Here is a 26,110-nt window from a genome sequence, read left to right on the forward strand (position 1 = left end):
TCGCTATGCTCGATCAGCTTGACGATCTTCTGCACCAGCACAAGATCAAGGCCCTGCTGCTCGGCGATCGTCTGCATCGGCAGGTAGCGCTCTACGTATGCCTCAACGATCGGATCGAGAACGTCGTACGGCGGCAGCGAATCGGTATCGAGCTGTCCCGGCCGCAGCTCGGCTGAAGGCGGCTTCTCGATGATCGCCTTCGGAATGATCTCCCGCTCCCGGTTCACGTAACGCGACAGTGCGTACACCCGCGTCTTCACCAGGTCGCCGATCACCGCCAGCGCGCCCACCATGTCGCCGTACAGGGTCGAATAGCCCACAGCCATCTCTGACTTGTTGCCAGTGGTCAGGACCAGCGCCCCAAGCTTGTTCGAGAGCGCCATCAGCAGCGTGCCACGGATGCGCGACTGGATATTCTCCTCTGTCAGGTCCGGCTCGCGGCCGGCGAAGAGCGGCTCCAGCGCCGTCGTGAACTGCGAAAAGATCGAATCGATGCGGATAGTCTCGAAGCGAATGCCCAGATTGCGAGCCAGCTCGCGGCTGTCCTCGATCGACCCACCTGACGAGTAGGGGCTCGGCATGCCGACACCCATCACGTTCTCTTTGCCCAACGCATCCACTGCGATCGCCGCTACCAGCGCGGAATCGATACCGCCACTGAGCCCAATCACCGCCTGGTGGAAGCCACACTTCCGAATGTAGTCGCGCGTGCCGAGCACCAGCGCTGCGTAGGTCGCGGCTTCGTCGCCATCCACGGTGCGGTGCAGGTCGCCGGTCCCGGTCGCCATGTCGACCATCACCAGGTCCTCGGCAAACGAGCGCCCCTGCGCAATCACCTCTCCGCGCGCATTCAGTGCGAGGCTGGTGCCGTCGAAGACCAGGCTATCGTTCCCGCCCACCTGGTTCACCATCAACAGCGGCAGCTTGTGGTGGCGCGCCGCGGCGGCCAGCATCTCGCAACGCTGCTCGCGCTTGCCCTGCCAGAATGGCGATGACGAGATGTTCAGCAGAAGGGTCGCTCCCTGGCGCACCTGCTCCTCCACTGGATCGATCTTGTAGAGCCGCTGCTTCCAGTAGCCCTTGTCGTTCCATGCGTCCTCGCAGATGGTGAGCGCGGTCCGCTCCGTGCCGATACGCACAATCTCCTGCTGATCGGCGGGCGCGAAGTAGCGCTGCTCATCGAAGACGTCGTAGTACGGCAGCAGCATCTTGCATTGAGTGAAGGTGATCTCCCCGTTCTGCATCAGCAGTGCGGCATTGCTCACGCGCTTGCCGGAGCCGGGTTGCGACGGCACAATAGAGCCGCAGATGACAGAGATAGCCTTACCCGCGGTCGCCGAGCGAGCAATCTCCTCGGCCGTGGCCTGCGCCAGCTTCATAAAGGATGGCTTCTCGACAAAGTCACCAGTCGGATAGCCGCAGATCGAGAGCTCCGGAAACACCACGACGTCAGCGCCACGCTGCTCGGCGGCGCGAACATTCTGCAGAATGCGTGCTGCGTTTCCCTTGAAGTCCGCGACCGTGGGGTTGATCTGCGCGAGCGCAATCTTCACCACAACAGTGTATCGGAGAGCCCACAGCAGAAAGGCCAGCCGCGAGGCTGGCCTTGTGAGTTTTCAGGGTCAACGTGATCAGGAGCCGGTGCCGGCAATAACGACGGCTACGGTGCGGATCAGGATCTTGATATCGAGCCACAGCGACCAGTTCTCGATGTAAGCCGTATCGAGCGAGATGTAGCTGTCGAACGATGGATCCTGCCGCGCCTGCACCTGCCACAGACCCGTGATGCCGGGCACCACGTCCAGCCGGCGCAGGTGGTTCAGCTCGTAACGCTTCACCTCGCTTGCGATCGGCGGCCGTGGCCCCACCAGGCTCATGTCGCCACGCAGCACGTTGATGAGCTGCGGCAGTTCGTCCAGCGAGTACTTGCGCAGCATACGGCCCATCGGCGTAATGCGCGGATCGTTCGTGATCTTGAACAACACCGAGTCGCGCTCGTTCATGTGCAGGATCTCGGCGCGGCGCTTCTCCGCATCCCGCACCATGGTGCGGAACTTGAGGCAGCGGAAGACACGGCCCTTTTTGCCGATACGCTCCGACCCGTAGAAGATCGGGCCCGGCGAATCCATCCGCACCGCTGCCGCGATGGCCAGCAGGATGGGCGTGAGCATCACCAGCGCCGCACTCGACAGAGTGATATCGAGCACCCGCTTCAGCATCATGCCGATCACCGGCACTTCGCCTCGGTGGAGCGGGATCGTCGGAAACTGTCCGATGTATTCAACCGGGCTGTTCCATGCCAGGCCGTCGTAGAGGTCCGGGATTACGCGAATGTCGACCGCAGCCTCGCGGGCCTGCTCGACCAGTCGCTTGACCAGTCCGCGTTCGCATGGAGCAGAGAGAAAGATTTCGTCGACGAAATGCTTGCGCGCCAGGTCGAGCACCTCATCCAGCGAACCAAGCACTTCGGCATTCTGCGTCGTGCCATCACCATCCAGACCGGGAACCTGGACGAATCCTTTGAATGTGTAGCCGAGGTGCCGCATGCTCTCGATATGGTGGCGCAGCGCCTGGCCCACTCGTCCCGTGCCGACAACGAGGATGTTGCGCGTCTCGAGGCCCCGCTCATACCGGCGATACACCATCGCCCGGAGAATCAGGCGCCGCACGCAGAGCAGCACGGTAGTGAAGACGATCGTCAGGATGACGACACCGCGGGAGATCACCTCACCGCGCGCAAAATAGAGCGCGCCGGAGAGCAGCAGTCCAGCCGTCAGGCAGGCCTGAATGGTGAGCCGCTGGTCGTGCAATGTATTGCGCAGTTGGATGGGGCCATACAGGTGCAGGCGCCGGCTCACCAGGACCACGGCAAGGATGAACCATCCAAGGTAGAACGCCGTCAGCCATGGGTTGCCGCTGAACATCCCCTGTTGCGCGATGACTGTGCGATCCGTAATGAAGTTGCCGAGGTACACGCGCACTGCCAGGGCAGCAGCAATCACGATGCACAGCGCGTCAAACAGCGCCCACAGCATGGCGACGCGGACAGAGTGCCCCCATGCCGAGATGCGGCCACGTGAACTGCCCAGCCGCACCGGCTCAAGAGCCTGGGCCTGTCGTATGTTGGGTACGTATTCGGGAGTGCTCATACCAAGGGTTTAAAGAGTGCGTGAAGCGCTGGAATCAACCAGTCGGCATTGTGGGGCGTGCTCAATTAGGATCCTTCGTCCACCAAGCCGGAAAACGGCTGCCGCAGGTGGCGCGCTATTCGCCGATCGGGTCAACTTACAGCCTCTCGACATCTCATTGCGTCCGAGACGCCTCGCTAAAAACAGGTGAGACATGCGGGAAGTTAGGCAGAGTCTAGCATCGCAACGATGAAGGGCCGACAAATCTCTAAAGGTATCCGCCATTACGGCAGAGGGTAAGAGTTGCTCCGAATGGAGGTAAATTTCTCTTGAATCGGTTACCGGCTACGCACTACTCACACAGTGCCTCCGTAGTTTATGGGTTGGAAGGGCGAAGGGCAGGTATCGTTGCACGCGACTTCTGCACAGAGGGGGAACCCGCACCACCAATGGCACATAAGTTGCACTTCCAGTGCAGAACTCGCCCAAAAGGGAACGCGGAGCGGATTGCAGGACTAGAAAAGCAACCCCGACACTCCCGGCAGCCGCTACACGTTGGGCAGCACCAGTGCGTCCAGGTCAAGGAATTGACGCAGAATGTCGTCGTCGCTCTGCTTCATCTCTTCCATCGTGCCGTAGAAGCGCACCTTGCCCTGATGCAGAAACATGACATGATCTGCCAGCCGCTCGGCGAAGCGCATGTCGTGTGTGACCACCACGCTGGTCAGCAGAAGCTGCTTCTTGAGCTTCTGGATCAGATCGCCCAGTAATCGGCCAATCAGCGGATCCACCATTGTCGTCGGCTCGTCATAAAGGATGGCCTGCGGCTGCGATGCCATCGCGCGCGCGATGGCCACCGACCGCTTCATCCCTGTCGAGAGATCGGACGGCAGCAGGTCAGTCATCCCGATCACGCCGACCATCTCGAGCAGACCGTTGACGATCTTCTGGATCTGGTCCTCCTCGAGCTCCTTCCGCTCGCGTAGAGGAAACGCCACATTCTCGCCAACACTGAGCGAGTCGAACAGCGCACCGCTCTGGAAGACCATCGTGACCTTCTTGCGCACGCCTTCCATCTGGTCTTCGTTGAGTTGCGTGATGTCCTCACCCGCGACCAGGATGCGTCCCTTGTCCGGCTTCAGAAAGCCCATGATCTGCTGCAGCGAGACGGATTTGCCGGTTCCGGACCGACCGAGGATGCAGAGCGTCTCGCCCGTCAGAACTTCGAAGCTCACATCCTGCAGCACGTGCAGATGGCCGAAGGATTTCGAAACGTGATCGAAGACGATGAACGGCTCGCGTGGACGATTGGCCTCGTGCGCGTCATCCGCGTGCTGCTGCGCCTCCCGCACATCCTCGCGCACGACCTCCTGCGGAATGTCGAGCGGCGTGGGATCGGGCTCCGGCAGCGGCACCTCCTGCCCCAGCACGGGCTCAGGCAATGGCGCGTGCTGGTTCTCGCGCGGATCGTCAGGCATGCTCATCCCCTTGCCGGCGCGGAGGCCAGCGCCTCTGCGGACTGTACATCGGCCGGCGTGTTGCAGTTCAGGAACTGCAGTGGGATGGGAACTGCGGGCGTGAAGACACCGGCCGCGCTCCAGGCTGCCTCTGCCTCGAAACTATCCATTGCTTCGCGGCCGCCGGCCGCCACGGCCGCCGCCTCCATCACCCGCATGATCTTGTAGTCGCCGGCCACAAGCGCTGCCTCGACCGGCACGTGCAGACTGCGGTGGTACACCGCGCAGAGCGGCTGCGGCGCTCCCGTGACCCGTGGAATCGTGGCCAGCGCACCCGTTCGCTCTGTTCGCTCCAGTAGCAGCCGCAGAAACGATGGAGAGATCAATGGCAGGTCCACCGCCAGCGCCAGCACAGACTCCGCCGCGCTCTCACGCAGTGCCGTTTCGAGACCGCCCAGTGGTCCACAGTCTGGAAAGCGATCCGGCACGACCTCGACTCCGAGATCAGCGATCGGCGTGCGCAGCCCCGCGATCCGCACCGGCAGCCCAAGCGATCGCAACTTCCCTGCCATGCGGGCTACCAGCGCCTCTCCAGCCAACGCGAGCGCGGCCTTGTCGCGCCCCATCCGGCGGCTCTCACCGCCCGCCACGACCCACCCCTCTACCTGTGCAGCAACCGGCACTCAGGCTCCCACCCGCTCGAGCATGCCAATGATGGATGCAATGCCGCGATGAAAGTTAGGCAGGTGGAACTTCTCATTCGGCGCGTGCAGATTGTCATCCGGCAGGCCGAAGCCCATCATCACAGCCGGAATCTTCAGATGGCGCTCAATGTCGCCCACAATCGGTATGGAGCCGCCGGAGCGCACGAATACGGTGTCCTTCCCGAACACCTCGTGCATGGCCGCGGTCGCCGCCTTCACATAAGGATTGTCGGTGCCGATCACAATCGGATCGCCCGAGTGGATCAGCCGCACATCCACAGTCACACCCGCGGGTGTCAGCGATTCGACGTACCGCTTGTACTGGGCAAAGGCCTTCCCCGGCGTCATCGCCGGCACCAGACGCATCGAGACCTTCGCAATCGCCCGTGCCGGGATCACCGTCTTCGCGCCCGCACCAGTGAAGCCGCCCGGCATCCCGTGCACGTCGAGCGTAGGCCGGGCCCACGTTCGCTCGAGCACCGAATAGCCCGCTTCGCCCACCAGTGCCGGTGCGCCGATCTCGCTTTCGAGGTAGTGCTTCTCGTCGAACGGAAGACGCTTCCAGGCTGCCATCTCCTCTTTGGAGGGCGCCTCGATGTCGCCACAGAAGCCAGGGATCAGGATGGTTCCGTTCTCGTCCTTTAGCCGCGCGATGATCTGCGCCAGCGCGACAAACGGATTCGGCGCAGCACCCCCATACATCCCGGAGTGCAGGTCCGTGCGCGCGCCACGAACCTCAATCTCGGTGTAGATCATGCCGCGCAGCCCCACGCAGAGCGTCGGCAACTCCGGCGCAAACATCTCCGTGTCGGAGACGAGTGCAAAGTCGGCCTTGAGCGCCTCCGGGTGCTCGCGCACGAAGGCCGCGATTCCCTCTCCGCCCACTTCCTCTTCGCCCTCGACGATCACGCGCACATTCAGCGGAAGCCCTCCGTCGGACTTCATCAGGCTCTCGAGCGCCTTCACGTGCATCCACATCTGCCCCTTGTCATCGACCGCGCCACGCGCATAGATGTTGCCGCCGCGCTCCGTCGGCTCAAAAGGCGGCGTCAGCCACTCGTCGAGCGGGTCCGGCGGCTGCACATCATAGTGGCCGTAGCAGAGCACGGTCGGCTTGCCGGGGGCACGCAGCCAGTCGGCATACACAAGCGGATGACCGGTACGCTCCGCCGTCGAAGTCTCGATCAGCCGCACATTCTCAAGGCCGGCACGCCGCAGACCGTCCGCCACAAACTCGGCTGCCCGGCGCACATCGGCGACATGCTCCGGTGCCGTCGAGATCGACGGAATGCGCAGCAGAGACTTCAACTCCTCAACGAATCGCGCCTGGTGCTCCCGCGCATAAGCAACCGCTGTCATGCCACTCTCCTGGCTCTTGCAGAGACGGAACGGAATTGGCCAACGCCCATGCTATCGCGCGGCGCTCTGCCTTGAGGGCACACGGGTGCGGGCGGATAGGCGTATCCTGTCAACAGGGTTGTTGATGAGACGAACTTCTGCTCGAAGCCAATGTCAGTACCGCGCGACGGCCGGATCGATCTCCCGGGACCACAGGTCGATGCCGCCACGGAGAGACTGGGCATTCTCGAACCCCTGATTCCGTAGCCAATTCGCGACGCTCAGCGAACGAACGCCGTGATGGCAGATGACGACAATACGTTCCTCCGGGTCCAGCTCCTGATGAACGCGTGAGGGAACCTCACCCATGGGCATTTCGAGGGCCCCGGGAAAGCCGCTGGCATGGACCTCCCAGGGCTCGCGCACATCGAGCAGGCGAACGGGTTCTGGCTGCTCTGCGGGCTGATCGAGCAGGCTGCGAAGATCCTTGGCAAACACTTCGAGATCTAGCATGTTCCTTCCAAAGATGACGCAGGCACGCTTAGGGTTTCACCGAGGTACCTCGACAAGCAAGTTACCAGCGAAACGCCTTGAAATTCGGGCGATTCCCCCACTCCCCGACCGAGAGTATCCTTCTTTGTTCGCGTGATACAACCAAAACAGCGCATTGGAGACAGAGTGAGTAGTCGAGCAGCAGCAGGAGAGAAGGTTCTGATCGTCGAAGATGAGCTCCACGCCCTCATGGGTTTGGCCGAGCTCGTCTCCGGTTGGGGCTATCGTACGGAGACCGCACGCGACGGCGCCGAAGCATTAGAGAAGGTGCTGGCGTGGCAACCCGGCATCATCGTTACAGATATGAAGATGCCGCGCATGGACGGCATCGAGTTACTCAATCGCCTGAGCGAGTTGCAGGACAAGCAGTCTGTCATCCTCCTCACCGCGCAGGGATCGATCGATCGCGCCGTCGAAGCGATGAAGCTGGGCGCCTACGACTTCATCCAGAAGCCGGTGGATCCTACGCGGCTCAAGATGATCCTCGCGAACGCCGCGCGTCAGCGCGAGGTTGAGCAGGAGCTCGACGTGACCCGCCGCAAGCTGCGGGAGAAGGGCGTGCTCGGCTCGCTCGTCGGCTCGTCGAAGAAGATGCAGGACATCTTCGCCCTGATCGAGCGCGTGGCTCCGTCGACCGTCTCCGTGCTCATCACCGGCGAGAGCGGCACCGGCAAGGAAGTCGTCGCCCGCACCCTGCATGAGCTGTCTGCCCGCAAGTCGAAGCCGTTTGTCGCGGTCAACTGTGCGGCCATCCCCGAGACACTGATTGAGGCCGAAATCTTCGGCTACGAAAAGGGCGCCTTCACCGGCGCGATTGAACGCAGCCCCGGCTGCTTCGAGCTCGCCGAAGAAGGCACGCTGCTGCTCGATGAGATCGGCGAAATGCCGATCGGCACGCAGGCCAAGCTGCTGCGCGTCCTCGAAGAGCGCCGCCTGCGTCGGCTGGGATCGAAGATGGAGAAGCCGATCAACGTGCGCGTGCTCGCCGCGACCAACAAAGATCCGCGGGAAGCCGTCTCGGACGGACATCTGCGCGCCGATCTCTTCTACCGCCTGAATGTCTTCAACATCCATATGCCACCGCTGCGGGAGCATAAGGAAGACATCCCCGCCATCCTCGAATCGATCCTGGCGGACATGAACGAGAAGCATGAGCGCGCGGTGACAGGCGTCGACAAGGAGATGCTCGCCCGCTTGATGAGCCATGACTGGCCCGGCAATGTTCGCGAGCTGCGCAACACCATCGAGCGCGCGGTCATCCTGTGCGGTGAAGGCCAGCTCGAGTCGCGGCATCTGCCGCCCGGCTTTGGCGAACGCATGCCCCGTCCGGGTTCGGACGATGGACAGCCCAGCAACTCTGTCCAGGTCGAAGTCGGCGCCACCGTCGATGAAGCCGAGCGCCTGCTGATCCTGAAGACGCTCGAATCCACGCGCAACAACAAGACGCGCGCCGCCGAGATCCTGGGCATCAGCCTCAAGACGCTGCACAACAAGCTCAAGGAGTACGGCAGCGCATCCTTCGCGGCCAATGAGAGCGTAGAAGAGCGGGTCTGACGACCTCCGACCCGCCCGGCTCACCCGCTGGTCGTCTGTCACCACGGTAGCGACAGAGGACTCAGCACCGGATTTGCACCGGTTCTGACCTCCGCCATCCCGCTTCCCGTACCCCCGACGCTACGTTAGTTGCATGGCAACTCCCCGAATTCGCCACCCCCGAGGCGTTCATAAGTTGCAAGGGTGCCGCGTACCATAGGTCGTACCGCATGCGCCTCAAGACAAAACTGGTTTTGGCGATCACCGGCCTGGTCTTCCTGGTGGTAACAGTGTTGTCGTGGCTGTTTCTTGAGCAGTTACTTGCGCAGCGCATCAACCAGTCCTATGCCGCCAACGACATGGTGGCGCACCAGATTCTCTATGGTACGCAGCTCGCCCTGAACAACGGTCTGCGCGGACGCCAGATCGATCCCAACGATCCCATCGCCCTGCGCGAGGCCGTCGCCGAATCGCTGCAGCATGACGAAGGTCTGAATGCGCTGCTGAACTCGGTCATCCGCTACTCGCCGACTGTCTTTGACGTCGCGATTGCAGACCGGCTCGGACGCGCCGTCCTGAGCACCGACCCGACTCAGGACAACCAGGCGCTGCCCGAGCGCGACGACTATGCCCGCCTGCAGCACGCCGGCATCATCACCACCGTGCGGATCGTCTTCGGACCGCCGCGCGTCTACAACGTCATCCTGCCGCTCGATCGCACCGTCACCGGCGGCAAGAGCCAGGCCTTTCTTACCATCCGTGTCGGCATCCGCTCCACCTTCCTGCGCAACGTCTTCGCGCCGTGGATCTGGGCCTCGTTCACCTTCACCGGCATTGCGATTCTGTCATCGCTCGCCGTCGCCGCGCTGCTCGCCAATCTGGCCTTGCAGCCGATCGAGCAGATCAGTCTGCGCCTGGACACTCTCGAGAACGCCGGCCTGAAAGACGCAGCGGAGATGCCTGCCCTGCCCCCGCCGCCCAAGGAAAACCGACTGATCCGAGGCGCCGCGCGCGGCTCGACCGAGGACACCGTCGTCCAGGTCTCGGACAAGATCGAGCGCATTGGCCGCCGCATGCGCAACGTCGAAGAGGTCTTCTCCGCACTGAAGGAGAACCTCGACTCGATCATGGCGAACCTGCAGGATGGCATCCTGCTGTTCACCGGCGAAGGGCGCGCTGCCCTGGTCTCCGACTCGGTCGAGCGCTTCCTCGGCATCCCGCGCGCCGAGCTGTTCGGCGGCACCGTGCACAGCATCTTCAGCATGGACACGAAGATCGGCAGGCTGGTGCTCGATGCCTTCGAAGAGGGCCGCCCGCTCGACCAGGAAGAAGTCGAAATGGAGGGCGGCCGCCACGTGCAGGTCTCGCTCGACTTCGTCGTCGATCAACAGTCCAGGCCAGAGAGTGCCCTGCCCGGCGCATCGCTCGGCGCACTGCTCACGCTGCACGATCTGGAATCGGTTCGCGAGATCGAGAGCGAGATTGAGCTCTCCCGGCGTCTCGCCGCCATTGGCCGCCTGACGTCAGGCGTCGGCCACGAGGTCAAGAACCCTATCAACGCGATCGTCGTGCACCTGGAGCTGCTGCGCAACAAGCTCTCCGGGCCGGACTCGCGCGCCATGCGGCACCTCGAGATCATCGAGAGCGAAATTCAGCGGCTGGATCGCGTGGTGCAGACGCTGGTCGACTTCTCGCGGCCAGTCGAGCTGCAGCTCAAGGAGCAGGACATCCGTCGCGTTGTCTCCGGCGTGCTCATGCTGGCCTCGGCAGAGCTCGAGACTCACAATGTACGCGTCTACAGCCACATGCCGGACCACCCGCTGACCACCAAGGTGGACGCAGACCTGATCAAGCAGGCCATCCTGAATGTGGTGCTCAACGGAGCGCAGGCCATGCAGAATGGCGGCGAGCTGCACGTCAGCCTGCGTGAGGAGGGCCGCATTGCCACGATCGAGATTGCGGACAGCGGCGGGGGTATTCCGCCCGACATTCGCGAGAAGATCTTCGACCTTTACTTCACGACCAAAAAGAACGGAAGTGGTATTGGTCTGGCGATGACGTACCGTATCATGCAGCTACATAACGGTACTATTGACGTACAGTCCGAGCAAAATATCGGTAGTACCTTTACCTTGAAACTTCCTCTGGTGGCTTCCACCGAAGGTAAGCAGCGCGGCACTCAGTTGGATAAAACAACGACTTCGGCTCCGGCCTTTACTTCCGAGGGGACCGGCCTGTGAACGGACTCCGCATCTCCCGTCTCACCATGGCCGTCACGCTGCTCCTGCCAGCGCTGACGGGATGCGTGCAACCCTTTAAGAAACCAGCACCTGCGCCCCAGGCCATGGCTCCTGCACCACAGCCCACGCCGACGCCGCTGTATACCGCGGAGCTGAGTCAGAGCGGTCCCCTGCTGCCGGAATTGCCAGCGGCCCCGCCGCTCCATGCGCAGCCGACACCCCCTCCGCAATCGGACTTCCTAGAGACATCACACAAGCTGGTGCGCACCAGCCGCCGCACCCACCGGCACGCCGAAACAGAGGTCGCCGACCGCGACCCGCGCGAGAAAGATTTACACGATCGGGAGAACCCGCAGACTCCCAGCCAGACCGCCTCCCCGGTACCTGCCACTGTGACTGAGGCCGCCAAGGTGACTGCTCCTACGCCGGCGGGAGATACTTCGGAACACACCCCGATCGGCCAGTTAACTGCCGGCTCCACGGCAGACTCGAATGAAGCCCGTCGGCAGGCGAACGATCTGATCCAGAGCACGGAGCGGGGCGTCGCATCGCTACGTCGCACGCTTTCAAGCGACCAGACAAAGACCGTCACCCAGATCCACAGCTTCCTGACGCAGGCCGACCGCGCGCTGCACAATGGCGATCTGGACGGCGCCTACACGCTGGCTACCAAGGCAAAGCTGCTGCTGGATGAGCTGACTGGACAGAGTTAACCAAGGGCAAATCGCTCGGCTGGTTTGGGCTAGCGCTCGCCCCACTTCAGCTTCTGCCGCAGCACATCGAAGAAGCCGTCGCGTTTGAGGCGCACCAGCTGCACCGTGTGCTCGGAGCGGCGGCAGCGCAACACATCTCCCAACTGCACCTGCACCGCCTCCTGGCCATCGACCGTCAGAAACGTCTGGTCGGGCACTCCCACCACGCTCACATTGATCTCGGCATCCCCGTGCACCACCATCGGCCGGATGGTGAGCAGGTGCGGGCAGATCGGGGTCACGATCATGGCATTCACATCGGGCGACATGATGGGCCCGTTCGCCGCCAGGTTATAAGCCGTCGAGCCGGTCGGGGTCGAGACGATCACACCATCGGCGCGGAACGACATCGCCAGTTGATCGCCCACCATGATGCGGAAGTCGCCCATCCGGGCAATGGCGCCCTTCGCAACGACGATGTCGTTGAGTGCCTCGTAGCAGCGGAATAGCTGGCCGTCGCGCATGATGTCCACGTGCAGCATGGCGCGCGGCTCGACGTGACACAGCGCGCAGGCCCAGCCCTCGAGATTGCTGAACAGCTCCGACAGCCGCACCTCGGTCAGAAAGCCGAGCGAGCCGAGGTTCACGCTCAGGATCGGCACCTTGCTCTTCGCAAACACGCGCGCCGCGGCGAGCAGCGTGCCGTCCCCGCCAAGCACAATCGCCAGCTCCGGCTTGTGGGCGGCCATCTCGTGTCGCGGGACGATCTGCGCGCCCGGAATATAGCCGCCACTCACGGGGTCGAGCATCGGCTCGTACCCGCGCGCGCGCAGCCAGAGCATGAGCTCGTTCAGGATCGGCGCAAGGTCTGGTTTCTGCGGCTTCGAGATAACGGCAACGGTGGGCATTCGGGACTCAGTGTACTGGAACGTGCAACACAGACTGAACCTGTTGCCCGGCACTCGGCGTGAAGTGTGCGTGCAACAGAAACTCGCGATTCCCTTCGCTGCCGAGGATTGGCGAGTCGATCACTTCGATCTCCTGTCCGCCCAGTGCGCGGACCGCGTCCTTGACCTTGGCAACAGCGAGACGGTGTGCGGCGGGATCACGCACAATACCGCCCTTGCCTACGTGCTCGCGACCGGCCTCGAACTGCGGCTTTACGAGCACAACAGCCTCCGTAAGCGTGCGATTCATAGCCCGAACGACCGCCGGCAGGACCAGTGATGCACCGATAAACGAGACGTCCATAACCAGCAAGGTAATCGCCACGATTACCTGCGCCGGCTCGAGGTGCCTTGCGTTGGTGCGCTCCAGCAGGCGAACGCGGGGATCGACACGCAACTTGTGTGCGATCTGGCCATAGCCGGTGTCAATAGCCAGCACGGCGGCAGCACCATGCTGCAGCAAGCAATCGGTGAAGCCGCCGGTCGACGCGCCAACATCCGCGCAGGTGCGGCCGGAGACGTCGATTGACCAGTGCCGCAGGGCCTGTTCGAGCTTCAGCCCGCCCCGGCTCACGTAGCGCTGGTCTTCCCCGAGCAGACGCAGCGCTGCATCGGCGGCGACCCCGGCGCCCGGCTTTTCGACCTTCTGCTCATCCACGAGCACACGGCCGGCCAGGATGAGCGCCTGTGCGCGTTCGCGCGAGGGCACCAGCCCTCGGTCGACCATAAGCCGGTCGAGCCGCTGCTTCCCTGCCTTCCGTGGCGCGGGCGTTGCCGTTTCGGGATGTTCGGGCTCCATGGGGATACTCTAAACAGGACCAGCCGTGCCGCCCGGGCCCTTCACCCCGGCAAGGTAGAGCACAGGAAGGCTGACCGCTCCGACCGTGCTGTTGGTATGATCGCTGGGCAACTCCCTCATGCTTCAGCCCTCGTCCAATCCGAACGACCCTGCGCTGCGTACTTCCAACACTGAATCCGCAAAGGCTCCAGGCGAAGATTCTGCGCTGTTGGCGCGGGTGGGACAGGGAGACGAGGCAGCCATGGAGACAGTGTTCCAGCGCTATAGCGGACCGGTGTACTCGGTGGCGCTCCGGGTGCTGCACGACTCCGGGCAGGCAGAAGACGTGATGCAGGAGATCTTTCTTCAACTTTGGCGCAATCCGCAGGTCTTCTCGCAGGGCCGCGGTTCGCTGGGCGCATGGCTGGTCGTGGTGGCGCGGAATCGCGCGATCGACGTCCTGCGTCGGCGGAGGCCATCGGACTCGGTCGAGGATGTGGTGCTCGCCTCGCCCTACAACCTGGCCGCGGATGCAGAGCGCTCCCTGCTGATGGAGAAGGTGCGCGTCGTGCTGGCCGACCTGCCGCTTGAACAGCGCAAGAGTTTGGAACTGGCTTACTTCGAGGGTTTGAGTCACGCCGAGATCGCCAGCCGCACCGGCGACCCGCTCGGCACTGTAAAGACACGCATTCGCCTGGGCATGATCAGCCTGCGAAAGGCGTTCGGATCATGAGCGAGCCCCGTCCCATCCTGGCTGAGGACCTCGCGCTGTACGCGATGCAGGCTCTTCCTGCGGACGAGATGGCGTCCGTGGCCGCGGCCCTGCGTGACAATCCGGACGCGCAGGCGGAGCTGGCCTTGCTTGAGGGCGACCTGGCGCTGCTTGCGCTTTCGACAGAGCAGCATGCCGTGCCCGCAGGCGCCTACGATCGTCTGCAGAGCCGCATGCGCCGCTCTGCAGATGAGGCAGTTCCCTTCCCGGCCGCGACACAGCAGAGCGTCGTCACGGCGCCTGCGAGCGCTCCGCAGACGTCGACGCGGGAGACGAAGGACGTGATCGAGATGCCTCGCCGCAGCCGGTGGGCCATCGTTACCCCCTGGGTGGCGGCTGCCTGCTTCGCGATTGCCACGGTGGTGCTCAGCATTCGGTCCAGCCAGTTGAACGAGGCGCTCGACGATCAGGTGCGGCTCTCGGCGGCGCTGGCTGGTCGAGCGTCGCATGCGCAGCAGGTGCTTGAGGTGCTGAACGCACCGAACGCGCAGCGTGTGACCCTGACGGCAACAAAATCGCAGCCGGCGCCGAGCGCCAGCACGGTGTACCTGGCCGAGCGCGGCGCGCTGGTGCTCGAAGCGAGTCATTTGAAACCGGTTCCGGCAGGCAAGGCCTATGAACTTTGGGTGCTGCCGGCGGACGGCTCAAAGCCGGTGGCTGCGGGCACGTTCCGGCCTGACGCGCAGGGCTTCGCCTCGCTTGTGTTGCCGAAGATCCCCTCCGGGATTGCAGCCAAGGGCTTCGGGCTCACGATCGAGGGCGAAGAGGGTTCGCCCGTGCCAACCTCGCCGATCGTCCTGTCCGGCGAATAAACTCCGCAGAAAAAAGCGCTCCTGCCGCAGCGTGGCTGGCGACAGGAGCGCTCATCGTAAGGAGGCGCTACGAGCGCTACCCTACTGATCTTGGCGTGTGTCTGTCCTCGGCCTGCGGTGTGGTTCTCGGCTCCATCGACCGATGGACAGCGCTGTCCATGGGTGGCAGATCAGGCTTGCTCGAGGACGGTGTCGCCCTCGCCTGGAGCCAGGAAGCGATTCGCATCCAGCCCCTGCTGGCGTGTGTAGAGGTCGAAGTAGCGGCCGCCCAGCGCATAGAGAGAATCGTGCGTGCCGCGCTCGACGATGTTGCCGCCTTCGATCACCAGGATCTGATCCGCACGGCGAATCGTCGAGAGCCGGTGCGCGATGACGAACGTGGTGCGACCTTGCATCAGGAAGCTCAGCCCATCCTGAATCATCGCTTCCGACTCTGAGTCGAGCGACGAGGTCGCCTCGTCGAGGATAAGGATGCGCGGCTCCGCGAGGATGGCGCGCGCGATCGAGAGGCGCTGCCGCTGGCCGCCGGAGAGCTTGACGCCGCGCTCACCCACGATGGTGTCGTACTGCTCGGGAAAGCGCTCTGCGAACTCATCGACACGGGCGGTACGGCAGGCGCTCAGAAACTGCTCTTCCGTTGCATCCGGCCTTGAGAACAGCACGTTCTCGCGGATGGTGCCGTCGAACAGGAACGACTCCTGCAGCACCACGCCGAGCTGGGCGCGGAAATCGTCCAGCTGTACGGTCGAGAGGTCGATGTCGTCGACTGTGATCGTGCCTGTGTCTGGTACGTGGAATGCGCAGACCAGGCTGATAATGGTCGACTTGCCCGATCCCGAGGAGCCGACCAGCGCAGTCACCGTGCCGGGCCGGGCATGGAACGAGATGCCGTGCAGCACCGGCTTGTCGGGCTCATAGGCGAAGTGCACGTCATCGAAGCGAACGTCGCCGCGAATGGAGGGCAGGCTGATCACGCGCTTGGGATCGTCGTACTCCTGCTGCTCGCCGAGGATCTCTGCCGTGCGATCGAGACCGGCGATGGCTTCGGTGATCTGCGTGCCGACGTTCACTACCTGGAAGACCGGCGCGATCATGAATGCCAGAAACATCGTGTACTCGACGTAGCCGCCGGGCGTGATCCGGTTGGCCAGCGCCTGATGGCCGCCCAGGAACATGACCAGCGAGCCCATCAGGCCGATGACGCCGGTGGATGCCAGCGAGAGCACGGAGGTCAGCGTGAGCGTCTTCATCACGTTGTCGAGCAGTCGCTGCACGCCGGCCGAGAAGACGCCGGCCTCGCGCGCTTCCGCGTGATAACCCTTCACCACGCGCACGCCGCCCAGCGACTCGGTGAGACGTCCCGTGATCTCCGCATTGAGCTGGCCACGTTCCCGGAAGATGGGCCGCAGCACGCGCAGAGATTTCTGCAGCACCATGGCGAAGCAGAAGATGGTGGCGAAGATGATCAGCGTGATCGATGTGCTGATGGTGAGCAGCACGACAAACGCAATGATGGCGGTGACGATGCCACCGATGAAGTCGACCAGCCCGGTGCCGATCAGGTTGCGCACGCCTTCGACGTCGGACATGATGCGCGAGACCAGCGTGCCCGTCCGGTTGGCGTCGTAGAACTTCACGGAGAGGCGGCCGATATGGACCTGCACCTGCCGGCGCAGGTCCGCGATCATGCGCTGCGCGGCCTTGGACAGAAGCTGGGTCAGGGCGAAGGAGGTGACGGCCTGGATGGCGGTCGCTCCGACGACGACGCCGATGAGCGGCAGAAGCAGATGCTGTTGTCGCTTGTAGAGGACGCCGTCGACGAAGTACTTGGTGGAGGCCGGCAGGGCGAGCCCGCAGATGCGGTTCAGAATCATCAGCAGGAAGCCGAGCGCGAGCAGGCCACGCCGGGGTTGGATCAGCTTCCAGGCCTGTGGCCACGCCTGGGCCAGCTTGGCGCGGGCCGGCTGAGTGGCAGTGGCGGCGCGCATGGCGCTGCGTGTGGGGGGGCGTTCAGCGCGTGCAGCGAAGTTGGTGGAGCGCAGGTTCACAGTGAACCTCTCTCAGGCGCGGGCGCGGCGTGCCGCGATGAACGAACGAACACAGAGGGCGACGAAGACGAGGCAGAGGAGGTTGGTGGCTGTCTGCACTTCAGCCGCACGCTTCGCGACCTCAAGGCCGCCCACCGCCATGTGATTCGTGACCTGCTGCGCGGAGCCCGCTGCGAAACGCGCAATCGCAATCAGACCGGGGATGGTGCCTAGAAAGCCGAGCAGGCCGACCGTCACCGCGATGTGCATGGCGAGCATGCGACGCCGCACATTCTCGGTGTTGGCCATCAGTCCGAGTGCCACGAGCAGCATGCCGAGCACCACCGGGATGAGCGCGTGCCAGAAGTGCGTGATGCCGTAGCCAATCGCACCGACTGCCGCGATCAGCACACCGAAGACGATCGTGAGCTTTGCCATGTCTACCTCAGGATAGATGAAGCGCAGCAGACGTGCTTTATGCCGTGGGCCGCGCTGCTGCGTCGGGCAATCCGCTGATGATCTGCTGAACAACCTGTTCGACGGGCGCGGTGCCGTCCACGCGCAGCGCATCGTGCGGCATCTCAAGCGTGGCGATCTGGCTTTCGAGCAGCGCGGGGCTCATGTAGTGATCGAGCCTGTGGGCCAGCCGCTGCTCCAGGATGACGCGCGGCACCTCAAGCAGCACAAACTGAAGGTGCGCGGGCGGGATGTTGGCGGACAGCAGATCGCGGTATGCCTGGCGCAACGCAGAGCAGGCCAGCACACCGCTCTTGCCCTCGCGTTCCCAGCCGAGCAGCACCTCGTGCAGACTGGCCAGCCAGGGGGCGCGATCTTCATCTGTGAGCGGGATGCCGGCGTGCATCTTCTGCTTGTTGGCAGCGGAGTGATAGTCGTCGCCCTCAGCGTACTCACAGCCACTCACCTCGGCGAGTTTTTGACCGACCGTGGTCTTCCCGCTTGCGGTCACGCCCATCAGGATGACGATCACGCGTGTCCGCCCTCGGCTGCTTTCTTCAGAGCGGTGAGCACTTCGGCCGGCTCCCAGTCGTTCGTGGGATACCAGGCCGCGATCTTGCCATCCGGCCCAATGATTGCGGTCGACAGCGAGTGCGTGATGGAGTTCTTCTCGCCGGGTGTCGCGCCCACGTCGAAGTACTCGAGCAGCTTGGGCAGCTCCTGCTTGGGCGGCGCAGCGAAGTCCCAGTGCTGGAACTTCTCCTTCGTGTAGTTGCCCGTGTAGGCCTCGCCGTAGCTGCGCAGGACGGCCGGCGAATCGTACGCCGGATCGAAGCTGATGCTGAGCAGGTGCGTCCTGGCAAACAGTGCCGGGTCGGCCTTCAGTTGCTTGTCGATCGCGGCAAAGTTTCGGCTCATTCGTGGACAGTAGTCGGAGAGCGGGCAGCGCGTGTAGATAAACGTGATCAGCAGCGCCTTGCCGTGAAAGCTGTCCATGGTGATGTTGCGGCCGCTCTGGTTGACGAGCCGGAAGTCCGGCACACTGTCTCCAGGAGAGGGCACATGAAACTGCTGCTGTGGCTTGTAGTCCGGCCTGGCCTGACTGGTGATCACGATCTGATCAAGAAAGGTTGCGTCGTCGCCGACCATTAACGTCGCGACCATGTGGTCGCCAGGATGAAGGTCTTGCAGCACGTTCACGTCCTTCACCTTGTATGGCATGGTCATCGCGCCCATGAAGTTCGGGATCGCCTCCGAGTCCACGGTGACTTCCTTGTGCGCGGCGTCGGTGCTCACGACCACACCCTTGACCGGGTACTGCTTCACTGGCCCGCTCGCCACGTGCGCGGGCTTGCTGTGGCAGCCGCTGAGCGGCAGCAGGATGGCTGCCGCCGTCCAAAGCAGCAGCGCTGGCAGCCGCCCCGCTCGATTCGCCTTCAGTCTCATGGAGTCTCCTTATCTAGCATGCGTCAACCGGTTCAGAAGTGGAAGCGATACCGCAGCTCGGCTGAAATCATGCGCGGGTCGCCGACATGGCTGCCACCGAACGTGTTGCTCAGATCCACCTGGTAGCGTTTGTCCGCCAGGTTGGTCACCATGCCGCGGAGGGTGACGCGGTCGCCCAGCTCCCGGCTGAGCGCGAGATCGAAGGTCTGGTAGCCGGGCAGATGATCCGGGCCATCGCCATTCAGGAACCCGGAGCCGTAGATGATGTCGAACGCACCCGTGAGGCGGTACGGCAGCCGCCCATCGACACCAGCGGTGAGCGAGTTGCGCTGATCGTGATCGAGGTAGAAGCCGTCCGCGGGTGGCGAGAAGTCCGTGAGCCCGCCGGTGACTGCGCCGAAGCCCTCCGCCTGCTGATTTGAATAGATGAGGTGCGTATGCAGCCGGTGCAGCAGCTCTGGCGATCGGACGTTCGCCTCCCAGCCGCGGATGCGCGCCCGGCTGATGGTCAACGGAAAGAAAAGGTTCGAGTTGCCGATGGCATCGTGATCGAAGAAGTTGCGGGCAGCCGTGCGGAAGTTGTCGACCGACGCGGTCCAGCCACGGAACGGAAGCACGATGCCGACGTCGTACTGCTCGTCGCGTTCGCCGTGCAGCGGCAGAAACCCGAGCTGCTGCGACTGAGCAAACGCAAGCACCTCGCCGGTGAGGGAGTCGAGCGGCGGGGCCTGGTAGTAGCGCGAGTACGAGCCACGCAGCACGATGCCGAGACGTGGCACGGTAAACGCGGTGCCGACGCGCGGGTTCCACGCATGCTCCCCGAGCGAGCCAACGAAGCGGGTAAACCGCACACCACCGTTGAGCTGCCACCACGGGGCGACCTTCCACTGCTCGTCCACAAAGGCTGCCTCGATCTGGCCGTGAGGAGAGCTCGTTTGCTGGAACGGGTTCACCCCCACATCGCTGCCCGACACCGTAAAGCTCGCATCGTCCTGCTGCGCGAATGCATACACCCCCGCGCGCAAGTTGCTGGGCCCGCGCACCTGCGAGAACACTGCCTGCCCACCCTGGTAGTACGACACGCGATTGTTTGTCGTGCGAAGCGGGTCTGCCGCGCCACCGACGTAAGCGGTGCGATTGACGTGCAGGAACGGGGACACGGCAAGGAGCGTTCCGGGCGCAAAGGTATGCGTCCATGAGCCGATGGCGAACCCATCCTGCTCGCGATCCCGGTCGCGCACGCCGGTCGCCTGCTGGTCCGGGTCGTTGGGCACCTGGTAGTAGTCGGCCCGAAAGCCGCCGTCGAGACGGAGCTGATCGCGAGGCGTCTTGTTGAAGAGCAGCGAGGTGAACCCGCCGCCTCCGTCGCCAAGGTTGTGGAGATTCCTTTGCGTCGGCGGAGCCAGACCATAGTCGGTGCGATTGCCATTGGCGCTCACGTACCAGGCGAAGCGTTCCGTGTGATCACCGAAGCTCAACTGATCGTTGGTCGTGTGGTAACTGCCGTAACTCGCGACCAGCTCTCCCTGCCGGTTGCGCTCGAAGCCGGTGCGGGTGGCCACGTTGAACACGCCATAGGTGCGGTCCCCGTAATCGGCGCTGACACCGCCAGTCTGCGCCTCAAGGTAGTCGATGTCCTTGGGATCGAACTGCGGCCCGACATTGCTGGCGATGTTGGTGTTCGGCAGCGGGACGCCATCGATCGCCCACGTCACCTGGTGGCCGCCGCGCACATGCAGTTGATCGTGGACGACGTAGGAGCCGGGCACGAACTCAGTGATCATGCGCAGGCTGTTGCTCTGATCCGCGCCGGCGTAGCTCTCGATCTCACGGCGGCTGATGGTGGTCTCGACCGTGGGTGAGGCAACGGCCAGCGCGGCTCCCGTGTCGCTCACCTCGACCGTCTCGTGCGGACCAGCGGGCGCAAGCTCGAAGTGCAGCACTGGCGCCGTTCCGCTTGCAAGCGTCAGCCGCTCCTGCTGCTCCATGTAGCCAGCGGCGGTCACGCGCAGGGTGTAGTCGCCGAGGGCCAGCGCATCGGCACTGAACTCGCCTGCCGGGTTGGTGGTGAGTGTCACGCGGTATTGCGAGCTGACGGCAGCCACTTCGACGCGGGCCTGCGGCACCGGTCGATGGGATGGGTCGTGGACCACGCCGCGCACTGATGCAGTGACGGTGGCGTGCATCGCCGGCACAGCGCACAACAGCAGCGCAGCCAAGCGTGCGGAACTATGGAAGACGCGCAACGCACTTCTCTCTCAGTCCTAAAGAGCCGGAACGCGATGAGGAGCAGTTCGCGGCGGGTGGACAGACGTACGCCAGCCCTCATGGAGAGAAGACCGATCAGCGCGTACGAAGAGTTCGAGGAGACAGCTCAGCCGAGAGTGGGCGGGGCGCGCGAACCGCACAGGCCAGCGGCGCGGAGGGAGACAGAGATGCGCGTGGGGGCGACCGCACCGGAGACAGCACGCAAGGACAAGACACTGTCGTGGACACGTAGCAGGTAGCCCGGCAACAACAACGCCGCGTGGGACAGGTGCTGGTACGGACAGCCCATGCCGCGCCATGAAGGAACAGCCGTGGGTGCGGGGGCCTGCATCGTGCAATGGTGCGCGCCATGGCTGCGGCAGCACGCCGGCAGCAAGGATTGCGGCTGGGCGAGCGCCAGTGCTGACGCTCCCGGCAGAAGCAGGAGCATCCAGCACGCCAGCAGGTTGGCGATCCACCGTTGCACAGCAGCAGTCTACACGCACGCTATTACACTTGAGGATGTGACGGAACAGCGCGCAGCCGCAGCACTGCCGGAGTCGATGCGCGCACTGCTCGATGGCGGTGGCCTGCTGATTACCGCCAATGCACGCGCGGCCCGTGTGGTGGAGCGCCGCTACGCAGAAGAGCAGCGCCTTCGGCATGTGGCGGCGTGGCGCAGTCCACGCATCCTCGACCTGCACTCCTGGCTTGCGGAGCAGTGGCAAGCGCTGCTGCTGACGGGCACGGAAGACCGCATCCTGCTCAACGATTTGCAGGAGCAGGCGGCGTGGACTGCCATCCTGGAACCGCAGCTCGAAGGCCGGTCGCTGATCCAGCCGGCTCGGCTGGCAGCGCAGGCGCACGAGGCCTACGCTCTGCTCGCGGAGTACGACGCGCTGGGGCGGCTCGATGGCGCGGCCTGGATGGCGGAAGCGCACTCGGAGACGGAGCTCTTCCGCCGCTGGGCGCCGTCGTTCGAGCAACGCTGCCAACGCGAGCGCTGGATAGCCGCGTGCGCGCTTCCCGATGCGATCGCGCGCGCGCTGCGCTTCGGGCAGATCGCGGCGCCACGCAACGTCGGCTGGCTCGGCTTCGATCGAATCACGCCGGCTCTGCGGCACCTCGAGACATCGCTTGCGGCAGCCGGCAGCGAGGTGCGACGGCTCTCCTGGACCGAAAGCTTCAGCGAGCCTCGCCTTTACAAAGCTACGGGGGAGGAGCCCGAGGTGCGTGCGTGCGCTGCCTGGGTCCAGCAGCGGCTTATGAAACAGCCCGAGGCACGGATCGGTGTCCTGCTGCCTGATGTCGCCAGCCGGCGAGCATCGCTCGAACGAGCTCTGTTTCACGCGCTGAGCGCGGAACGCTTCCCTGTCACGGCAGGGTCGGTGCCGACACTGCCGTTCGAATTCTCGCTCGGACTGCCCCTGGCTGACGTGCCGCTGGTGCATGCGGCGCTTCTGCTGCTGCGCTGGGCAGATGGCGGTGCGCTCGCGCAAGCGGAGATCACGTGGCTGCTGCTCTGCGGTGTCTTGTCCTGGGCGGCGGGCGCGGACGCACGCGAAGAGATGGCTCGCTGGGATGCAAGGATGCGGCGTGCAAAGAACCCAGCGACAGAGATGACGCTCGATATGTATCTGCGTCAGCAACCATCTGGATCTGCGCCGAAGCAGGCCGCGCGTGCGTTCGCCACGATGCAGCAGCAGGCGAAGCGCGCATCGCGGCTGGCGCGGCCCGGCGAGTGGACAGAGCGTATCCAGAGTTGGCTGCATGCTGCCGGGTGGGGCGCACGGAGCGAAGCATCAAGCCTGAGCTTTCAGGCGGCCGAAGCGTGGGACCGATTGCTCGACCGTATCGCATCGCTGGATCAAGCCACTGGACGTGTCCCCTACGGGCGCTTTCTGCAGACGCTGCTGAGCACGGCGCGGGAGACCATCTTCGCGCCGGAATCGCAGGACGCACCAGTCCAGGTGATGGGCGTGCTCGCCTCGGCTGGGCAGCAGTTCGACGCGGTGTGGTTCCTGGGTGCGACAGAGACGGCGTGGCCCGCGCCGGGGCGTCCTCATCCGTTGCTGCCGGTCACACTGCAGCGTGAGCTTGCGATGCCGCATGCCTCGCCGGAGCAGGAGACCGCGCTCGCGCAAAGCATTCTCGATCGCATTGCGCACAGCACGTCCGGAGAGTTCGTCACCTCGTATGCAGAGCAGACCGGCGAGTCGGTGCAGCGGGCCTCGTCTCTGATTGCGCACTACGCGTTGCTCGAGCCAGCGCAGGCGGCCCGCAGCGCCGCGCCCGGTCTGCAGCTTGAATCCGTGCCGGACGACGTATGGATTCCGCTCCAGGGCAGTGCGGCGCCCGGTGGGCAAAGTGCGCTCAAGCAGCAGGCGGATTGCCCCTTTCAAGCCTTTGCATCGCGCCGCCTGCGCGCCAGCGAGCTACCGAGCGCGATCCGGGGACTGACGCCGGGGGATCGCGGCACCCTGGTGCACGAGACGCTGCAGAACCTGTGGCAGGAGCTGGGCTCGCAGGAGGCTCTGATTGCAAGCAGGGACTCCGGAGCTTTGCCGGGTCTGGTCGCTGATCATGCTACTGCTTCGGTGACGAAACGTCGCTCCGCGCACGACGAGGCATGGCGGCGTGTCTACCTGGATGCGGAAGAGAAGCGGCTGGTGGAGCTCGTCCTTGAGTGGCTGGAGACAGAGCTGAGGCGCGCGCCATTCAAGGTGATCTCAGCCGAAGAGAGTGGCACGTTCGATGTCGGCGGCCTGTCACTGACGCTTCGCATGGACCGGGTCGACGAGGTAGAAGGTGGACGGCTCATCCTCGATTACAAGACTGGGCTGGTCTCGCTGAAGAGTTGGGAGGGCGATCGGCCCGAGCAGCCGCAGCTGCCGCTCTATGCCGCGTTTGCCAGCACGCCGGATCTCGTGGGCGCCCTGTTCGCGCAGGTGCGGCCCACGAAGGCGCGGCTGCTTGGCCGAGTGAACGACCCGCTCACCACGCTTGGCGCTACGCCCAGCAAAGACCTGCTGCCACTCACAGCCGAAGTGATCACAGAATGGCGTACGGCCCTGGAGCGGCTGGCCACGGATTTTCGCGCCGGTGAGGCGCTGGTCGATCCGCATCATTATCCAGCCACGTGTCGCTTTTGCGCGCTGCCCGGCGTGTGCCGTGTCACTGAGCATCGGCCCGCGGAAAGCGACGACAACACCGATGAGGAAGACGCGGCTAACGTATGAGCACAATTCCGACAGAGCCGCAGATTGCCGATGCGGCGGAGCGCGAGCATGCGCTGCGCACGGCGGAGTCGTGTGTGGTGCAGGCGCCTGCAGGCTCCGGCAAGACCGAGTTGCTGACGCAGCGCTACCTGGCGCTGCTGCCGACGGTCGCTGAGCCGGAGCAGGTGCTGGCGATCACGTTCACGCGAAAGGCCACAGCGGAGATGCGTGCGCGCGTGCTTGGCGCACTGGAAGCAGCAGCACAGCCCGCGCCGGAGGATCTAACAGAGCATGCCCGGCGCACCCGGGAACTGGCGCAGGCAGTGCTCGAGCACAGCACGGCGCAAGAGTGGAACCTGCTCGAGCAGCCGCAGCGGCTCAACCTGCAGACGATCGACGCACTGGCGCTTTCGATTGCGTATCAGACACCGCTGCTGTCGCGCCTCGGTGGACGGCTGACGCCGATCGATGACGCGACGCCGCTCTATGCGGAGGCGGCGGAGCGCACCCTCGGCCGCCTCGGAGATGGCTCTACAGCTGAGCTCAGTGCGGCGCTCCAGAAGATACTGGCGCTGCGCGATGCAAGCCTTCCCGACTGCGAGGCACTGATCGCGCGGATGCTGGCCCGGCGCGAGCAGTGGCTGCTGCTGATGCCTGAGGCCATGTCGTCGCAAGCGGAGCCCGAGCAGTTGCGCAGAGTGCTCGAGGCACCCTTCCGCCGCGAACATGAGGCCGTTCTCACGGCACTGCAGCAGGCCTTTGCCCGGCACGGCGACCGCATTCAGGATGTGCTCTCGATTGCAGAGATTGCCTGCGGGAATGGCCAGGAGCACCTCGCGGCGCTGTCGGGCATGCGGGAAGTCGAAGCACTCAACACGACAGATCTCTGGGTATGTCTCTCGACCCTGCTACTCAGCAAAGGCGACGAATGGCGCAGCCAGACCGGACGTGTTGGACTGCCGATGAAGACGCACCGGGTGCATGGAGAGCAGCTGTTAGTACATATAGAGGAGCTGAAGCGCGATACTTCCCTCCTGCCGCTGCTCTGTCGGGCGCGCAACCTGCCACCCGCGGCGTACAGCGAAGGCGAATGGCAGATCGTGCGCAGCGTCTTCATCGTGCTGCGTCACGCGGCGGCGGAGCTGCGCGTGCTGTTCGCCGAACGCGAGGTGATCGACTTCGCGGAGGCGAGCCTGGGAGCTCATGCCGCACTGCAGGATCCGGCGGTGCTGATGCGGCTGGACACACGCGTGCGTCATCTGCTGGTGGACGAGTTTCAGGACACGTCGCGTCCGCAGTTCGGCCTGCTGCGCCGCCTGATGGAGGACTGGCAGCCTGGCGACGGGCGCACGGTCTTCCTGGTCGGCGATCCGATGCAATCGATCTACCTGTTCCGCGACGCGGAGTCGCGGCTGTTCCAGCAGGTGCGCCGTCACGGAATCGAAATTGCCGGCGCGTATGAGCGGCTCACGGATCTAAAGCTCTCAATGAATTTCCGCTCCACGCCGGCGCTGGTGCGCGAGTTGAATGAGATCTTCGCGCGCGTCATGACCGCCGCGACCGAAGACGACGTAGCCTATGCGCCTGCGTCACCTGCAAAGACCGTGGACGAAGGCGAGACCGCCATCCACGTGCATGCGCAGAGCTGGCAGAGCGATGTCGACGACAACGATGCACTCGCAGCCGAGGAGGCCGATCGCATACTCGAGATCATCCGCGGCCATCTGCCAGCGGTGGCCGCGGCCGAGCGCGATAAGAAAAAA

21 protein-coding genes are annotated in these 26,110 nt (G+C 64.1%); 7 read left to right on the forward strand and 14 right to left on the reverse strand.

The window, feature by feature from the left end; all coding sequences use genetic code 11:
* The 6 genes from AC5IJH_RS16095 to AC5IJH_RS16120 all read right to left on the reverse strand — a co-directional run.
* A partial coding sequence (locus AC5IJH_RS16095) for an NAD+ synthase (protein ID WP_491903850.1) occupies positions 1 to 1,553 on the reverse strand: 1,553 nt, incomplete at its 3' end.
* A gap of 78 nt (positions 1,554 to 1,631) precedes the next feature.
* A complete protein-coding gene (locus AC5IJH_RS16100) occupies positions 1,632 to 3,149 on the reverse strand; it encodes a sugar transferase (RefSeq protein WP_491903851.1) in 1,518 nt (505 codons plus the stop codon).
* A 527-nt stretch (positions 3,150 to 3,676) separates the two neighbouring features.
* Positions 3,677 to 4,606, reverse strand: coding sequence for an ABC transporter ATP-binding protein (locus AC5IJH_RS16105; RefSeq protein WP_491903852.1), 930 nt, complete (start codon positions 4,604 to 4,606; stop codon positions 3,677 to 3,679).
* Positions 4,607 to 4,608: 2 nt separating this feature from the next.
* A complete protein-coding gene (gene mobA / locus AC5IJH_RS16110; RefSeq protein ID WP_491903853.1) occupies positions 4,609 to 5,268 on the reverse strand; it encodes a molybdenum cofactor guanylyltransferase in 660 nt (219 codons plus the stop codon).
* On the reverse strand, positions 5,269 to 6,648 hold the full coding sequence (locus tag AC5IJH_RS16115; RefSeq protein WP_491903854.1) for a dipeptidase: 1,380 nt from the start codon (positions 6,646 to 6,648) through the stop codon (positions 5,269 to 5,271).
* 153 nt (positions 6,649 to 6,801) lie between these two features.
* On the reverse strand, positions 6,802 to 7,140 hold the full coding sequence (locus AC5IJH_RS16120) for a rhodanese-like domain-containing protein (protein WP_491903855.1): 339 nt from the start codon (positions 7,138 to 7,140) through the stop codon (positions 6,802 to 6,804).
* 165 nt (positions 7,141 to 7,305) lie between these two features.
* Here AC5IJH_RS16120 and AC5IJH_RS16125 point away from each other — a divergent pair, with 165 nt between their 5' ends.
* The 3 genes from AC5IJH_RS16125 (at position 7,306) to AC5IJH_RS16135 (ending at position 11,665) form a co-directional block, all read left to right on the forward strand.
* On the forward strand, positions 7,306 to 8,733 hold the full coding sequence (locus AC5IJH_RS16125) for a sigma-54-dependent transcriptional regulator (protein ID WP_491903856.1): 1,428 nt from the start codon (positions 7,306 to 7,308) through the stop codon (positions 8,731 to 8,733).
* Between the two features lie 209 nt (positions 8,734 to 8,942).
* Positions 8,943 to 10,952, forward strand: coding sequence for an ATP-binding protein (locus tag AC5IJH_RS16130; protein ID WP_491903857.1), 2,010 nt, complete (start codon positions 8,943 to 8,945; stop codon positions 10,950 to 10,952).
* Positions 10,949 to 11,665: a hypothetical protein gene (locus AC5IJH_RS16135; protein ID WP_491903858.1), complete on the forward strand. Its 717-nt coding sequence runs from the start codon at positions 10,949 to 10,951 to the stop codon at positions 11,663 to 11,665. The genes AC5IJH_RS16130 and AC5IJH_RS16135 overlap by 4 nt, the downstream gene beginning before the upstream one ends.
* 29 nt (positions 11,666 to 11,694) lie before the next feature.
* On the opposite strand, the gene AC5IJH_RS16140 is transcribed toward AC5IJH_RS16135, so the two are convergent.
* Positions 11,695 to 12,552 (reverse strand): NAD(+)/NADH kinase, encoded by an 858-nt coding sequence (locus tag AC5IJH_RS16140; RefSeq protein WP_491903859.1) that lies wholly within the window; start codon positions 12,550 to 12,552, stop codon positions 11,695 to 11,697.
* 7 nt (positions 12,553 to 12,559) lie between these two features.
* Positions 12,560 to 13,390 carry a TlyA family RNA methyltransferase gene (locus AC5IJH_RS16145; RefSeq protein ID WP_491903860.1) on the reverse strand — a complete coding sequence of 277 codons (831 nt, stop codon included), beginning with the start codon at positions 13,388 to 13,390 and terminating at the stop codon, positions 12,560 to 12,562.
* A 208-nt stretch (positions 13,391 to 13,598) separates the two neighbouring features.
* Between AC5IJH_RS16145 and AC5IJH_RS16150 the strand changes: the two genes are divergently transcribed.
* The gene (locus AC5IJH_RS16150; protein WP_491903869.1) at positions 13,599 to 14,102 is read left to right on the forward strand and encodes a sigma-70 family RNA polymerase sigma factor; all 504 of its coding nucleotides are present in this window, start codon (positions 13,599 to 13,601) and stop codon (positions 14,100 to 14,102) included.
* Complete coding sequence (locus tag AC5IJH_RS16155; RefSeq protein ID WP_491903861.1) at positions 14,099 to 14,953, forward strand: anti-sigma factor; 855 nt, start codon at positions 14,099 to 14,101, stop codon at positions 14,951 to 14,953. The genes AC5IJH_RS16150 and AC5IJH_RS16155 overlap by 4 nt, the downstream gene beginning before the upstream one ends.
* Positions 14,954 to 15,123: 170 nt before the next feature.
* Here the strand turns inward: AC5IJH_RS16155 and AC5IJH_RS16160 are convergent, their stop codons facing one another.
* The 6 genes from AC5IJH_RS16160 to AC5IJH_RS16185 all read right to left on the reverse strand — a co-directional run bounded on the left by AC5IJH_RS16160 (position 15,124) and on the right by AC5IJH_RS16185 (position 21,616).
* Positions 15,124 to 16,941: an ABC transporter ATP-binding protein gene (locus tag AC5IJH_RS16160; RefSeq protein WP_491903870.1), complete on the reverse strand. Its 1,818-nt coding sequence runs from the start codon at positions 16,939 to 16,941 to the stop codon at positions 15,124 to 15,126.
* A gap of 72 nt (positions 16,942 to 17,013) precedes the next feature.
* Entirely contained in the window at positions 17,014 to 17,418 is a 405-nt protein-coding gene (locus tag AC5IJH_RS16165) for a hypothetical protein (RefSeq protein WP_491903862.1), read from the reverse strand.
* 37 nt (positions 17,419 to 17,455) lie between these two features.
* Positions 17,456 to 17,968 carry a gluconokinase gene (locus AC5IJH_RS16170; RefSeq protein ID WP_491903863.1) on the reverse strand — a complete coding sequence of 171 codons (513 nt, stop codon included), beginning with the start codon at positions 17,966 to 17,968 and terminating at the stop codon, positions 17,456 to 17,458.
* A complete protein-coding gene (locus AC5IJH_RS16175; RefSeq protein ID WP_491903864.1) occupies positions 17,965 to 18,882 on the reverse strand; it encodes an SCO family protein in 918 nt (305 codons plus the stop codon). The genes AC5IJH_RS16170 and AC5IJH_RS16175 overlap by 4 nt, the downstream gene beginning before the upstream one ends.
* Before the next feature lie 32 nt (positions 18,883 to 18,914).
* Entirely contained in the window at positions 18,915 to 21,101 is a 2,187-nt protein-coding gene (locus AC5IJH_RS16180; protein WP_491903865.1) for a TonB-dependent receptor, read from the reverse strand.
* Between the two features lie 155 nt (positions 21,102 to 21,256).
* On the reverse strand, positions 21,257 to 21,616 hold the full coding sequence (locus tag AC5IJH_RS16185) for a hypothetical protein (protein WP_491903866.1): 360 nt from the start codon (positions 21,614 to 21,616) through the stop codon (positions 21,257 to 21,259).
* A gap of 37 nt (positions 21,617 to 21,653) precedes the next feature.
* On the opposite strand from AC5IJH_RS16185, the gene AC5IJH_RS16190 reads away from it, so the two are divergent.
* Positions 21,654 to 24,368, forward strand: coding sequence for a PD-(D/E)XK nuclease family protein (locus tag AC5IJH_RS16190; RefSeq protein WP_491903867.1), 2,715 nt, complete (start codon positions 21,654 to 21,656; stop codon positions 24,366 to 24,368).
* The coding region (locus tag AC5IJH_RS16195; protein ID WP_491903868.1) for a UvrD-helicase domain-containing protein at positions 24,365 to 26,110 on the forward strand (1,746 nt) is incomplete at its 3' end. The genes AC5IJH_RS16190 and AC5IJH_RS16195, both read left to right, overlap by 4 nt.

The sequence above is a fragment of the Candidatus Dedyshia acidiphila genome (genome assembly GCF_051025295.1).
In the GTDB taxonomy this organism is placed as follows: domain Bacteria; phylum Acidobacteriota; class Terriglobia; order Terriglobales; family Acidobacteriaceae; genus KBS-83.

Bases quoted from the DNA above. Each gene is read 5' to 3' on its own strand.
- AC5IJH_RS16100 (WP_491903851.1), bottom strand. From the start codon at position 3,149: ATGAGCACTCCCGAATACGTACCCAACATACGACAGGCCCAGGCTCTT.
- AC5IJH_RS16105 (WP_491903852.1), bottom strand. From the start codon at position 4,606: ATGCCTGACGATCCGCGCGAGAACCAGCACGCGCCATTGCCTGAGCCC.
- AC5IJH_RS16115 (WP_491903854.1), bottom strand. From the start codon at position 6,648: ATGACAGCGGTTGCTTATGCGCGGGAGCACCAGGCGCGATTCGTTGAG.
- AC5IJH_RS16120 (WP_491903855.1), bottom strand. From the start codon at position 7,140: ATGCTAGATCTCGAAGTGTTTGCCAAGGATCTTCGCAGCCTGCTCGAT.
- AC5IJH_RS16130 (WP_491903857.1), top strand. From the start codon at position 8,943: ATGCGCCTCAAGACAAAACTGGTTTTGGCGATCACCGGCCTGGTCTTC.
- AC5IJH_RS16140 (WP_491903859.1), bottom strand. From the start codon at position 12,552: ATGCCCACCGTTGCCGTTATCTCGAAGCCGCAGAAACCAGACCTTGCG.
- AC5IJH_RS16145 (WP_491903860.1), bottom strand. From the start codon at position 13,390: ATGGAGCCCGAACATCCCGAAACGGCAACGCCCGCGCCACGGAAGGCA.
- AC5IJH_RS16155 (WP_491903861.1), top strand. From the start codon at position 14,099: ATGAGCGAGCCCCGTCCCATCCTGGCTGAGGACCTCGCGCTGTACGCG.
- AC5IJH_RS16160 (WP_491903870.1), bottom strand. From the start codon at position 16,941: ATGCGCGCCGCCACTGCCACTCAGCCGGCCCGCGCCAAGCTGGCCCAG.
- AC5IJH_RS16165 (WP_491903862.1), bottom strand. From the start codon at position 17,418: ATGGCAAAGCTCACGATCGTCTTCGGTGTGCTGATCGCGGCAGTCGGT.
- AC5IJH_RS16175 (WP_491903864.1), bottom strand. From the start codon at position 18,882: ATGAGACTGAAGGCGAATCGAGCGGGGCGGCTGCCAGCGCTGCTGCTT.